Source organism: uncultured Helcococcus sp. (genome assembly GCF_946998255.1).
GTDB lineage: Bacteria > Bacillota > Clostridia > Tissierellales > Peptoniphilaceae > Helcococcus.
This window is the reverse complement of sequence record NZ_CAMPYN010000034.1, coordinates 1-13,954: the sequence shown is the minus strand read 5'-3', so window position 1 is coordinate 13,954 and position 13,954 is coordinate 1. Positions and strand designations below refer to the sequence as shown.

The following is a 13,954-nucleotide window of genomic DNA, read 5'->3' as shown; positions in this document are numbered from 1 at the left end:
GATAACTTGTCTTTATGAGTATTTATCACTTCTTCAAGACCATAGGCATATTCTTTTTGCTTTATTTCATTAGCATAAGTCTTTGACACAGTATTAAAGGCTGTTGAATTTATAATCCCAGCCTTCATAAAAGATACTTTTCCATTAAAATCTAAGCTTTCTTTATAAATATTAAGCAAGTCCGTTTCCATATAATCTAATATCATATTATCAAAAGTTCCTTGATAAATAATATTGTGTATAGTATATAAGCTCTTAGTATCTTTATAGAAATCTTTTTTCTTTGCAAAGTAGTCTTGATATAGTATAGCTAAGCCACTATGCCAATCATTAGCATGCAAAATATCTGCTTTAAAGTCTATAAATTCTAAAAGTAAGACACTAGCCTTAGAAAATAAGAGATATCTTAAATCATCATCCTCATAGCCATAAAGATCATTCCTGTCGAAAAATTCTTTATTGGCCAAGAAATAACATTCTAAGCCTTGATTATTATAATAAAAGACCTCTATATCTACAGACTTCTTAATTAAGTCAACTTCAAATGATCCTAAACTTTCTAACTTATCTATATATTTTTCATATATTTGTCCGTGCAGAGGTAAGACTAGTCTTATGTCATGCCCTTGATTTTTAATGGCTTTAGGAAGGGAACCTGCTACATCAGCAAGTCCCCCTGTTTTGACAAATGGAGTAGCCTCAGAAGCTATATATAATATATTCATGCTATTTCTCCAATATTTTGTTCTTTTCTACAACGATAGGATTATGTCTATCTCCTATAAGTTTAACACCAGCTCTAATTATAACATTTTTATCTAGTATAGCATTTTCTACATAAGAACCTTCTTCAAGTATAACTCCTTGAAATAATATAGAATCTTTTACATGGGCATCCTTATCGACATGAACTTGTCTAAATAAGATAGAATTTTCAATGCTTCCAAATATAAATGAACCATTAGCAATCAATGAATTTTTCATCTGGTTACCTTCCCCATAAAAAGTAGAAGGTTCATCTTTATTTTTTGTTAAAATTCCAGACCCCATTAGAAATAAGTCCGTATAAATCCCTTCGTTTAATAAATTTATATTCGCATCATAAAAAGAATTTAAATCCTTAATATACTCTACATGATTGAAAATTTCATAAGAACCTATACTTAACTTTCCTTTATTATTCATTATTGCTTGAGTTAAGGTGTAAGCATTATCTTTTTCTAAAGCCTCAGTCACAAGGTCTATATATACTTTCTTCTTAATTAAAATGTGGTCCATAAATAAATTAAATATAGGTTCAGTGCCTAAATTTACACCAATATTTTGAACCTTTCCATCTTCATCAAAAATCACTTTCCTAGAATCGATATACTTTCCTTCATGGTCTTCCTGTTTTCTATATAAAAACATAACATCATAGTCATTTTTTAAAAAATCTTCATATACACTTTCAATATTTATCCTAGAAACAACCATAGGATTGGCTATATAAATATTGTCAATAAATTCTTCATCTATAAAAGATATGGAGCTATAGTAGGAATATATTCTTCTATTATTAGAATTATACTCTTCAGGCCCCGGTACAGAAATAGCCAGTCCATCTTCCCTTAAGTCCATATCCCAGTGTTCCCCATTTGAAACATGGTCTAAGGTAGATTTTATATTTTTATCACCTTGTAATAGGACCTTATAAATTCCATATTCATTAAAATTTGATAGGCATGCATCTACCAGCCTATATCTAGAACCGAATGGTAGCATATAGTCAGGCCTACTTTTTAATAGTCCAGCATAAGACTTGTTATCAAAACCAGATTTTATAATACCAGCTAAATTTTTCATAGACCCTCCTATTCTTTTAATATGCCTTCTTTTGAAATTAGATATACACTATCATCATCCTTACCACCAAAAACTTCATTTTCATCTATGGTCATATTTTCATTCACAACACAATTAAAGATTTTCGCTCCCTTTTTCACAACTACACCTGGTAACAATACTGAATTATACACCTCGGCACCTTCTTCAATAGTTACTTGGTCAAACAAAACTGAATTATCTACCCTACCATAAATTCGGCAAGCTTCGTTAACTAAGCTTTTATTTAATTGTGCATTTTTCCCAATATAATGAGGTGGAAGATTTTTAGATTTAGTATAAACCTTCCAAGCATGGTCATAAACATTTAACCCATTTTTGTCTTCTATCAACTCAAGATTTGATTCCCAGTAAGATCTAACAGTACCGACATCCTTCCAATATCCTTCAAATTTATAAGCATACAAATTTGCGCCAGAATTTAATAATCTAGGAATGATATCATTACCAAAATCATAACTTGATTCCTTATCTTCATAATCTTCAATTAAAGCTTCGCGTAGTAAACTCCAATTGAAGATATATATTCCCATAGATGCTAGATTTGACTTTGCATTTTTAGGTTTTTCTTCAAATTCTACTATCTTTTGATCTTGATCGGTATTCATTATTCCAAATCTGGATGTTTCTTCCCAATCAACTTCCATTACTGCAATAGTAAGGTCTGCTCCTTTTTCCTTATGGAATCTAAGCATTTTCCTATAATTCATCTTGTAGATGTGGTCTGCTGATAAAATAAGTACATACTCTGGATTTAGATTATCTAGGTAATCAATATTCTCATAAATAGCATTAGCTGTACCCTTATACCACCTTCCCCCATCTTCTGTAAAATAAGGAGGTAAAAGTTTTAATCCACCACTTAGCCTATCGTAGTCCCAAGGCTGACCAATCCCAATATGTTCATTTAAATAGAAATGTTTATATTGAGTTAATACGCCTATATTTTCTACCAAAGAATTTCTTGCATTAGAAAGGGCAAAGTCAATAATTTTATACTTACCACCAAAAGGAACTGCCGGTTTCGCAGTGTTCGATGTCAAATACTTAAGTCTACTACCTTGTCCGCCAGCTAGAAGCATGGCTACTAAATCTACCTTAATTGACATAAGATTACCTCCTTATTTTTATTAAATTTTATTTTTTATATTTTATAAACAACGCTTGATATGGCTGTAAATTAACAGATACTGAGTATCTTCTGTAATGAGCAGGCTCTTCTTTAGAATATAAAGGTTGGTTTCTATTTACTGGTCCACCAAAGTTTTTATGGGCAGAGTTTAATAACACCTTGTACATCCCTTTTTTATCTACACCAAACTTATAATTTTCCCTATAAACTGGTGAGAAGTTAAAGAAGCATAATACTTTTTCACCCTCTGAATCAATTCTTTCAAAAGCAATGACATTTGAATCATTATCATGGAAGTCAATCCATTCGTATCCATCATAGGAGTCATCAACTTCGTATAAACTAGTTTCACTCTTATATACTTCGTTTAATTTTCTTACAAAATCTTGTAACCATCTATGTCTATCATATTCTAAAACAGACCATGGTAATTCAGCATCATAATTCCATTCATCAAATGTACCTATTTCATTACCCATAAAGTTTAACTTTTTACCTGGATGTGCATACATATATGCATATAAGGCCATTAAACCTTTAAATTTGTCATCATAATATCCTGGCATCTTATTTAACATTGAGTTTTTCAAGTGCACAACTTCATCATGTGAGAATGGTAAAATATAATTTTCTGAAAAGGCATAGGTTATTGAAAATGTTAATTTATTTTGGTGATACTTCCTATGTATTGGATCCAACTCAAAGTATTGTAGGGTATCATTCATCCATCCCATATTCCACTTGAAATCAAATCCTAAACCACCATTTTCAATCTTATCTGTAATTTGTGGGAAAGCAGTTGATTCTTCAGCTATCATTAAAGCATCTGAATGGTATAAGTGAACAACCGAGTTTAATTCCTTAACAAACTCAATAGCTTCTAAGTTTTCATTTCCACCATACATGTTTTGTAGGTTTTTTCCACCGTAATCTAAGTAAAGCATGGCAGATACAGCATCAACTCTCAAGCCATCAATATGGAAGTTTGTTAACCAGAATAAGGCTGATGAGATTAAAAAGTTTTTAACTTGTGCCTTATAATAGTCGAAATATAGGGTTCCCCAGCCTTCATTTGAAGCCTTGTATGGATCATCTTTCTCATAAGTTGCCCTACCATCAAAGTTTGATAATCCGTGCGCATCTCTAGTAAAGTGAACTGGTACCCAGTCTAAGATTACACCAATATCTCTCTTGTGGAATTCATTAATTAAATTCATGAATTGTTTTGGTGTACCAAATCTTGATGTTGTAGCAAAGTATCCTGTTACTTGGTAACCCCAAGAGCCATCGTATGGGAATTCTGTTATTGGCATAAACTCAACATGAGTATATCCCATCTTTTTAACATAATCAGGTAAAACTTTGGCTAAATCTTCAAATGAATAATATGTGTTGTCAGGATGTCTCATCCATGAACCAAGATGAACTTCATATATTGAAACAGGACTCTTTTGTAAGTCTTTTTTATACCTATTTTTCATATATTTATCATCTGTCCACTTAAAGCCTTCTAAATCATAAACCTTACTTGATGTTTCAGGTCTAAATTGACTGTGGTAGGCATAAGGGTCAGCTTTCATTAAAACTTGTCCTTCTGGACCTATGATTCTATACTTGTAGTTGTCATATTCATAAAAGGCATCAAAACATATATTCCATATTCCTGAATTATTTATATTTTTCATAGGCATATTTGTTTCATTCCAGCCGTTGAAGTCACCTACTAGGTAAACTTCTCTTGCATGGGGAGCCCAAACTGTAAAGGAAGTTGCATCCTTTCCATTTTTCTTAATCTTATGACATCCTAAAAATTTATAGGATTCATAATTTTTACCTTCGTTATATAAATGTATAGGAGTATCTAAGTCTTCTCTATAAAAAATATTTAAGTTCATGCTAACCTTCCTTATTAAAATTATTTATTGTTGTAGTTAATACCGGTATAAATTGTTTTTTCCTTGATAATAGGTCTTTGACCATGTATCCATCTTCAATAAACTCTTGTTTAAAAGCTTCAGCCAAGGCTTCGCTATATACACCATCTGTTATAACCAAGGATTGTTCATTGAAAATATCTGTTATAAATAAAGCGAAAAAGTCGATTCTTTCATTTTCTTTTATCTGCTTCATTGATGTTTTTATATCAGCAATCATCTTATCTACTGAAGGTAAATTAGTTGTGAATGCTTGTGAAACTCTAACTTTTATATTATCTATTTCAAATTTCTTTGAATCAGTTATCAATAGGTCTGTAGCAGAAACTCCTTCTAAAGAAGTACCAGCAGCAAACATTTCAGAAGCGTATTCTTCCAAGTTTATTTCTGCTATTTCCGCTAGCTCATTCAATATTTTAATATCTATATCAGTTGTGGTTGGTGATCTAAATAGTAAGGTGTCAGATATAATAGCAGAGGCCATTAGACCTGCCATTTGTTTGCTAGGTACCAAACCATTTTCCTTGTACATCATAGCTAATATGGTAGATGTACATCCAACAGGCATATTTCTGAAAAAGATTGGATTGCTTGTTGAAATATTTGCTACTCTATGGTGGTCAATTATCTCAAGTATTTCTACCCTATCCCTATCATCTATAGATTGGCTTGCCTCATTATGGTCTACTAAAATAAGTTTCTTTTTCTTATCTATCAATAAATCATTACGTGTAAGTTCCCCTATCACCTTCATATTCTTATCAACAACAGGGAAGTTTCTAAACCTAGTATCCATTACCTTTTTACTTACTTCTTCTATGTCATCATCAGGAGTGAAGTAAAGAAGATTATCACTTGTCATTACATAACTTACAGGAATAGCTTGTGGTAATAGTCTAGCAACCATAAATGAATTATATTTTGTCTTTATTATAGTTACATTGTTTTTCTTAGCTAAATAAAGAATATCATTGTCAACATAATATCCAGAAGATACTATCAAGATACCTGCTTTTCTATCAACAGCTTCTCTTTGAGCATCTCTTCTATTTCCTACTATGATTACATCTCCAGGGCTTACATGTCCTTTTTCATCTACATCAGAAGCGTACACCAGCATCCTACCATTTATATAGTTTGGCTTTTCTGGTCTGTTTACCAGGGTTCCAGCTAGTACATCAACTATATTTTCAACCTTAGTTTTTGACCTGTATAAGATATCGTCATCCCATACATTCATATATGATTTAGTTAAGTTTGATAAGGTTACAATACCTTCTAACCTGTTTTCTCTATCCACTATAGGTAAGAATGAAACATTTTTAGGCTGTAAATAATTAGCTGCTTCATATAGTGAAATATCTCTATCAACTACTAAAGGCATTTCTAGATTTAAATCGTCTATTGTTGGCCTTAAGTTGTCTATATATATAGGAGCCTTACTTTTCCATCTATCTAAAACCCACTTAGATTCTAAATTTAGGCTACCTAATCTAATAGGTATATATTCATTTTTTTTATCTATTTTATTTTTCAAATCCGCATAAACTATTGCTGAAGCAATAGAATCTGTATCAGGATTTTTATGTCCAGTAATATAAATTCTATTTTTCAATTTCAACTCCTTATTTTATATTCACATTCATACTTTAATAATAGCAAATATTCATATAAATTGGTAGCGATGTCACTTAATAAATACATAGTATTGAGATAAATTGATAAATACAAAACAGTAAATATTTTGAATTAAAATAAGTTCATATATTTGATCACTTTTATCTCAATTCATAAATATTTACTGTTTACTATTAATTAGTTATCATAAAATTTTTAGTCTTATTAACTTTTAAATTCTTCTTTTTACTTATGTAAGCTATCATTAATTCACTCATATCCAAATATGTTTCATCAACTATTTCTTTATCTTGATAACATGGATATTCAGCTGTATTACTTGCCCTATAGTTATTCATTATTAGCTTGTAAGTCTTATCTAAGTCTATATCTTTACCATCTTTTTTCATGGATACTACTCTTTTTCCTCTATCGTTACCTAGGTCTACAACATAATCAAGCCCGTAAAAGAAATCATAAATATAATTTCTAACCTTAGGAACTTGGAATCTTGGATTAAGAATAATATTATCATTTTCATCTAACTTGAAATAATTAGTAGAAATTTCAATAGCTTCTTTTAAATCTTCACCTGTAATTTCCATTACTTTCAGAGTATTTGGATAAGGATAGTTCACAAGCACATCTTTTATGGTGACGTCTTTGTCAAAACCAATAGCCTGATCAAATAAGCTTAGTGATGAAAAGTCTGCATCTAGGGCATCTAATTGGACTTCGTGCAAGAAATTAATATATGGGTGTCCATTTAGTCTTACATCAAATTTGTCACCAAGTCTCATACTTTCATCAAAATGTCCTATTACTTGATTTAAATATTCATCTAAGTCTCTGTTGATATCTTCAAATACTTTTTCATATTCATCTTTGATTACAATATCCATGCTTGTAATATCAATCAATTCATATGACCATTCATCACTTTCTGTATCATACACTATTTTAGTAAAATTTCTGGCATTATTTATAGGTTGGCTACAGATTACATCCTTGATTTTTGTTATAAAGCCCCTATGCTGATGGCCAGTTAACATAACATCGATACTATCAAAAGTTTCAAGGAACTCACTTCCCTGATTTTCTTTTCTTAAAATTTCTGTAGGTATAAACTGTTCATCCAAAGATTTTTCAAACCCACCATGGTATAAGACAATAATCATATCCGAATTTTCTTTCATTTCAGCTTCGTATTTCTTATACATTTCTATAGGATCATGGAAGACTAAACCTTCAATATTTTTTTCCTGTTCCCAATTTGGGATATATGAAGTAGTTGCTCCAAAAACAGCAATCTTAAAGCCTTCAAAATCAAATATTTTATAAGAATTAGACTTAAAATCTAAATTTTCTATGTTGGAATTTAGAATTTTTTCACTTACCCTATGGTAAGATTTTAATAAGTAATCCATACCATAGTTAAATTCATGGTTTCCCATTACATAAGCATCATAAGAAAAATTGTCTAGTAGTTTTAAAATTGGGTTATTTTCATCAGGATTTTTTGCTAAAAAACTCGTTAATACTGTACCTTGAATTAAATCACCACCATCTAAAACAAGTGAATGATCATAGTTTTTTCTATCTTCATCTATAAAAGAAAGTATTTTGAGCATACCTAGCTCTTGATATTCAACATAATTTGTAGGTAAAACATGTCCATGCATGTCTGTTGTATGATAAATAGCTATTTTCATAAGTCTCTCCTTCATTTCGTAAATTTAATTATACCATATTAAATTAAATTTAAAAAACCCATACTGCTTACATCTTGATATTACAGCTATTATTAAACACAAAAAACTTCAAAACCCATAATATGGATTTTGAAGTTTAATTTTTATATCTTATTTAATTATTTTGACCAGTATCCTTCAATTGTTGCTGCATAGTTGTTTAATACTGAATCAACATCAGCTGCTTGTCCTTGAGCTAATACTGTTTCCATCATAACACCGATTTCTCTATAAGCTTGGTTAGCTCCACCTAATAGTGGGTTTGTAAACATTTTTTCTGTAGCTTCTTTTAAGATTGGTGCTATTAATGTACCTGCATTCATATATTCAGGATCTTCTAAAGCAGATTTTCTTACAGGAACATAACCTGTTTGAACACCCCAGTAAATTTGGCTTTCTTTACTTGTTAAGAATGTTAAGTATTTTTGAGCTGCTTGTTTTTGAGCATCTGTTGCTGAATCAAAAACAAATAAGTCTGTACCTTGTTGGATAGTTTGTTCAAATGGTGATGGTGCTGCCTTTACTGTGAATTTACCATCTACAGCTTCTTGAACATATGCTTGACCAGCATTTGAACCAACGTACATTAATACTTGTTCATTTCCTAATAATGATGAGAAGTAATCATCTGTACCTGCTATCTTCATATATCCTTCATTTACACCATCTAAGTGCCATTTTACAGCTTCTTTAGATAGGTCACCTTTAATATCAAAGTTAGGATCAAATTTTTGTCCCTTATTTGTGATATATGTTGTATAGTAGTTTGATAATGAGTCAAAACCTATACCAGGTTTTCCTGTAGCTTCTTGGTAAGCTTTTGATACTTCAACTACTTCTTCTGGTGTCTTAGGTACTTCACGACCTAATTCTTTAAGTGCATCTTCGTTATAGAATAAAACTTCTGTAGATTTGTTAAAAGGCATTGAATAAACTTTTTCATCAATTACAGTACATTGTCTAAATCCTTCTAAGATATCATCATATCCTTCTAGGTTTTTTGTAAATTCTGTTAAATCATATACTAAACCATCTTTAATTGGATTATACATCCAGTCTGGATATGCTTGAGTCATAGTTGGTAAATCTTTAGGACTTACTTGTGTTGCAGTAATTTTTTGTTGCAACTCTTTATATCCTGTTTGGTTTTGTAATTCAACTTTTATTTCTGGATTTTCCTTCATGAAGTCATCTGTAAGTTTTTTAAGAGCTTCTTCTTGGGCTCCATTCATAGCATGCCAAAATACAATGTTTGCTTCTTGTTTTTCCCCTGAACCTGTTTCAGTTCCAGTTTCTTTACCAGTTTCCTTTGTGTTTCCACCTTTAGAACAGGCTGCAAAAACCATTACTAAAGCTAAAACAAGAGCTATCAATCTACTTTTTTTCATTTTTCCTCCCATAAATTGTTTGGTTTTTTTCTGGTAATAATCTATCACCATATTTATTATACAACATTTCCGGTTTTTGTGAATGTATTGGTACCAATAAGTCCGGCTTTATTTGGTCAATAATATATATCAAGTCTTTAGGAAAGGCATGTCCACTACATTTTAATTCTATTACATTTATTTTATGTTTTTTAAACATTTCCATAAAAGGCTTGTAATTTATGTCAAAATCTCCAAGCGGATCTGAATCGCAGTGTATATATATGCCCCCAACAAGCATATGGTCAAGTAAGTGTAATTCTTCCTTAGATAATTGCCATAAGTATTTAGAATGATCTTTTAATAATACACTTGTATCCACCCTTAAGCTTTCATCCAACTTGTATTTTTTATAATCACCATAAAAATGGACTTCTTTACCTGTAACTTCTCTTAAAATATAAGCATAAAAATCATTTAAAACTAATGTTCGATTATTTTTAATAGCTAGTTTTTCTATCTCTAAAATTCTTTCTATATTAGCATGATAGTAATTAAAAGTTATTTGTTTGTTTGAATTTTCTTTTAATATTCTATCAAATTTTTTTATTAAACTTACTTCAGAAAGTTCACCATCTGTTTTAAATTCATCTATCTCATCGATGAAAGATACCGACACACCTTCAATAATTAAAATATCACAGTCTTTGGCTTTTTCTATAAAATTCAAACTATCTTCTTTTCTATAGCCATGCAATCTAATATCACCAGTATATGCAATTGATAAATCCGGTGTACGAATTAAAAACCCGCAAGCTCCATAACCATCATGGTCTACCCTTATAAACTCAACATGTATTTCGCCTATAGTGATTACATCTCCATAGTTTACTGGAATTACTTTCCTAGTATTATCTTTTAGATTTGAGTTAGCATATAAAAAATCATTATTGAAATTTAACGATTTAAGCAAAGTAACTGTGTCTTTACTTGCATATACAGGAATTTCTTCATCTATATAATTTATCATCTTAGTATGGTCCAAATGTATATGCGATATGAAGACTCCTTTATTTTTATAAAATTCTGAATCTTCTTTAGTTTGCTTCCTATCATAAATGCCTTTTAAATCAACAGCAAAACCATAATTGATCAAATTGGCTAGTCCATCTATATTCTTATCATCTATTTCTGGTTTAAATTCAGAACCAAAATCGAAATAAATACTATCCTTGCCATAATTGACTTCAATTATAGTCCCACCTATGGTTCTCATTCCTTGATAAAAAGTAATCTTTGTCTTTTTATCCCTTAAGTCCACTTCTAGATACCCCTCTCATAATTTGGCTTCTAAATACAAAGTACAATATCAAAATTGGTACAATAGCTATTGCTGAAGCAGCCATTTGTAACTGGGTTTGAGAACCAGCTTCTGATGTAAAGGCTGCAAGACCATTTGATATCAACCTCATATTTTTCTCGTTAGTTACCAAGATTGGCCATAAGAATGAGTTCCATCCGGATATGAAACTTAATATCCCCATTGTAAATAAGGCTGGTTTAGAAATTGGAACCAATATTTTCCATATGAATTCTAAGTCTGAAGCACCATCAACCTTAGCCGCATTATAGTAGGACATTGGTATTGATTGTAGGTAGCCTCTTAAATAGAATATATAAAATATTGATGCGCAATGTGGTAGTATCAGTGCAATATAGGTATCAACAAATCCCCATTTAAGAATAGTTTGATAATTTGTAAATACTGTTATTTCATATGGTACCATCAGCAAAGCTGCAAATATTAAAGAAACAACATTTTTACCTTTAAATTGTAATTTAACAAATGCAAATGCAGCCAAAACTGTTGTGATCAATGTCATAATAGTAGTTGCTGTAGCTGTAAATACTGTATTAAAGAAGTATCTTGCAAATGGAGCCTTCTGGAAGGCTTCTACATAGTTGTGGAATAAAGGTTTACTTGGTATTAATGTTGGAGGTATTGAATTAACTTCCTGATATGACATCAAAGAAGATAAAAGCATATACACAAATGGAAACAGTGTAATAATTGCTAAGGCAATGATTACAATTTTCATTATTAAATCATTAAACTTTTTCATATTCACCTACTTTGATATTTTCTTCATTATTAATCTTTGAATTAATGTAAATATTAGAATAACTACAAATAATATAACTGCTGCAGCCATACCCTTACCATAATTATTATTAGTATAGAATTCTGTAAATATATAGAACACTCCTGTTGTAGCAGAGTTTGCTACCCCTGGTCTACCATTAAAGAGTGAAAAGACTTGTCCATATATTTTAAATGCAGAAATAAAATTCATTAATAATAAGAATGTTATAGTTGGAATAAGTTGTGGTAGAGTAATTCTAAAGAATTGTTCTCTCTTAGTTGCCCCAAACATATCTGCAACTTTATAGTAAGAGTCATCAATATTTCTTAAACCTGTTAATAAAATTATAATATTAAAGGCTAATCCCATCCATATACCAAAGATTATAACAGTTGTCATTGACATTTCTGGTGAGTTCAACCAGTTAATATTTGAAACACCAAATAACCCTAATAGATAATTTATTAAACCATAGTCTTGGTTAAATAAAAATCTAAATACTATACCAATCGCAATCATAGATGTAAGGTAAGGTAGGAAAAATATTGATTCCCAAACCTTTTTCAATTTCATTCTTTTATGAATAGACATGGCAATAAATAAAGAAATAACCATACCTGCTGGAACAACTATAAATGCATATAAAGCTGTATTCCTTATAGCCTTATGAAAAACCGGGTCAGCTAAAACTCTTTGGAAATTGCTAATACCTGCAAATTCCGGATTGTTCAATGTCCCCTTTTGAAAGGCTATAACAAATGTTCTAATCAGAGGTGTAACATTAAATATAGCAATAAATATTAGTGCTGGAGCTAAGAATAACCACCCTCTCGGTGAGTTTTCAGCTCTATATCTAAATAATTTTTTCATTAGTATATCCTCTTTCCATCCTTTTCAAACAAGTATATGTTGTCATAATCAACTGTAAGTCTTAACTTATCTTCTGGACTTACCCTATGGTCTGAGTCTATAATAGTTTTGGCGAATTTACCTGCTAATTCAAAGTTTATTATACAATCTTTACCAATTAACTCTATTGATTCTACTTCAATATCAATTGCATCTTCATCATCTTTACTCATTAAGAAGTATTCTGGTCTTATACCAATAAAGTATGATTTATTTTCTTCTAGCTGAGTTTTAAATTTTTCTTGATTTAATTTAGATGATTTAATATTTAATTCCCCAGCTTTTAATACACCATTTTCGTACTTGCTTTCAAAAATATTGATTACAGGATTACCAATAAATTTAGCAACAAATAAGTTTGCTGGTTCTAAGTATAGGTTGTGTGGTATATCATATTGTTGTACAACACCCTCATCCATAAGAACAATCTTATCACTTATTGATAAGGCTTCTTCTTGGTCATGGGTAACAAATATAGTTGTTATACCAATCTCTTTTACTAATCTTCTAATTTCTTCTCTTATTTTTAATCTTAATCTAGCATCTAGATTACTTAAAGGCTCATCTAAAAGCAAAACTCTAGGATTTTGCACAAGGGCTCTTGTGATAGCAACCCTTTGTTGCTGACCACCAGACATAGTTCCTGGCTTTTTATCTTCAAGTTCTTCTATATCTGTTATCTTCATATATTTTCTTGCAATTTCTTCTGCTTCTTTTCTAGATTTTTTGTTTTTTCCAACTGTAAGTGGGAACATAACATTTTCTAAAACAGTCATATGAGGATAAAGGGCATAGTTTTGGAATACAAGTCCTATTCCCCTATCTTTTGGATGTAGTTCCACAATAGATTTACCATCAAACTTAATTTCTCCTTCTGTAGGATCTAATAAGCCTGATATTAAGTTTAATATAGTTGATTTACCACAACCTGATGGTCCTAGTAAACAAACTAAGTCACCTTCTTCTACATTAAGGTTTATGCTTTTTAAAGCTTCAAAACCATTATCAAAAACCTTTTTTAAATTTTTGATTTCAATCATTATTACCTCTCAGTCCTTTTATTTAACAAAGTTATCTTTGGACACATATTAAGTATAATAAATATTAGGTCTTTTGACAAAAAAAATGGACCTTAGTTTAAGTTAAGATCCATTAAAAATTATTATTTTTTCTTATTTTTCTTTGTAAATAAAATGATTAAAACTGCCAACAATCC

General features: G+C 30.5%; 11 protein-coding genes. All 11 read right to left on the bottom strand.

Annotated features, from left to right (window positions below; translation table 11 throughout):
• Positions 1-725 (bottom strand): glycogen synthase (locus Q0U66_RS04020; protein ID WP_297377706.1); only part of this gene is annotated, 725 nt, incomplete at its 3' end.
• A gap of 1 nt (position 726) precedes the next feature.
• Positions 727-1,845, bottom strand: coding sequence for a glucose-1-phosphate adenylyltransferase subunit GlgD (gene glgD / locus Q0U66_RS04015; protein ID WP_297377704.1), 1,119 nt, complete (start codon positions 1,843-1,845; stop codon positions 727-729).
• 8 nt (positions 1,846-1,853) lie between these two features.
• Positions 1,854-2,993 (bottom strand): glucose-1-phosphate adenylyltransferase, encoded by a 1,140-nt coding sequence (locus Q0U66_RS04010; protein WP_297377702.1) that lies wholly within the window; start codon positions 2,991-2,993, stop codon positions 1,854-1,856.
• A 28-nt stretch (positions 2,994-3,021) separates the two neighbouring features.
• Complete coding sequence (gene glgB / locus Q0U66_RS04005; RefSeq protein ID WP_297377701.1) at positions 3,022-4,911, bottom strand: 1,4-alpha-glucan branching protein GlgB; 1,890 nt, start codon at positions 4,909-4,911, stop codon at positions 3,022-3,024.
• Position 4,912: 1 nt separating this feature from the next.
• The gene (locus Q0U66_RS04000) at positions 4,913-6,565 is read right to left on the bottom strand and encodes a putative manganese-dependent inorganic diphosphatase (RefSeq protein ID WP_297377697.1); all 1,653 of its coding nucleotides are present in this window, start codon (positions 6,563-6,565) and stop codon (positions 4,913-4,915) included.
• A gap of 196 nt (positions 6,566-6,761) precedes the next feature.
• Positions 6,762-8,279 carry a bifunctional UDP-sugar hydrolase/5'-nucleotidase gene (locus tag Q0U66_RS03995; RefSeq protein WP_297377695.1) on the bottom strand — a complete coding sequence of 506 codons (1,518 nt, stop codon included), beginning with the start codon at positions 8,277-8,279 and terminating at the stop codon, positions 6,762-6,764.
• Positions 8,280-8,437: 158 nt separating this feature from the next.
• A complete protein-coding gene (locus tag Q0U66_RS03990) occupies positions 8,438-9,706 on the bottom strand; it encodes an extracellular solute-binding protein (protein ID WP_297377693.1) in 1,269 nt (422 codons plus the stop codon).
• Entirely contained in the window at positions 9,693-11,006 is a 1,314-nt protein-coding gene (locus Q0U66_RS03985; RefSeq protein WP_297377692.1) for an MBL fold metallo-hydrolase, read from the bottom strand. Before Q0U66_RS03985 ends, Q0U66_RS03990 begins: the two co-directional genes overlap by 14 nt.
• On the bottom strand, positions 10,990-11,808 hold the full coding sequence (locus Q0U66_RS03980; protein ID WP_297377689.1) for a carbohydrate ABC transporter permease: 819 nt from the start codon (positions 11,806-11,808) through the stop codon (positions 10,990-10,992). Before Q0U66_RS03980 ends, Q0U66_RS03985 begins: the two co-directional genes overlap by 17 nt.
• A gap of 6 nt (positions 11,809-11,814) precedes the next feature.
• Positions 11,815-12,699 (bottom strand): carbohydrate ABC transporter permease, encoded by an 885-nt coding sequence (locus Q0U66_RS03975; RefSeq protein WP_103980820.1) that lies wholly within the window; start codon positions 12,697-12,699, stop codon positions 11,815-11,817.
• Positions 12,699-13,778 (bottom strand): ABC transporter ATP-binding protein, encoded by a 1,080-nt coding sequence (locus Q0U66_RS03970; RefSeq protein WP_297377688.1) that lies wholly within the window; start codon positions 13,776-13,778, stop codon positions 12,699-12,701. The genes Q0U66_RS03975 and Q0U66_RS03970 overlap by 1 nt, the downstream gene beginning before the upstream one ends.
• Positions 13,779-13,954: the final 176 nt, after the last annotated feature.

Excerpts from the sequence above, each read along its gene's own strand:
- glgD (WP_297377704.1), bottom strand. The coding sequence starts at position 1,845 with ATGAAAAATTTAGCTGGTATTATAAAATCTGGTTTTGATAACAAGTCT.
- Q0U66_RS03980 (WP_297377689.1), bottom strand. The coding sequence starts at position 11,808 with ATGAAAAAGTTTAATGATTTAATAATGAAAATTGTAATCATTGCCTTA.
- Q0U66_RS03975 (WP_103980820.1), bottom strand. The coding sequence starts at position 12,699 with ATGAAAAAATTATTTAGATATAGAGCTGAAAACTCACCGAGAGGGTGG.
- Q0U66_RS04010 (WP_297377702.1), bottom strand. The coding sequence starts at position 2,993 with ATGTCAATTAAGGTAGATTTAGTAGCCATGCTTCTAGCTGGCGGACAA.
- Q0U66_RS03970 (WP_297377688.1), bottom strand. The coding sequence starts at position 13,778 with ATGATTGAAATCAAAAATTTAAAAAAGGTTTTTGATAATGGTTTTGAA.
- Q0U66_RS03990 (WP_297377693.1), bottom strand. The coding sequence starts at position 9,706 with ATGAAAAAAAGTAGATTGATAGCTCTTGTTTTAGCTTTAGTAATGGTT.
- glgB (WP_297377701.1), bottom strand. The coding sequence starts at position 4,911 with ATGAACTTAAATATTTTTTATAGAGAAGACTTAGATACTCCTATACAT.
- Q0U66_RS03995 (WP_297377695.1), bottom strand. The coding sequence starts at position 8,279 with ATGAAAATAGCTATTTATCATACAACAGACATGCATGGACATGTTTTA.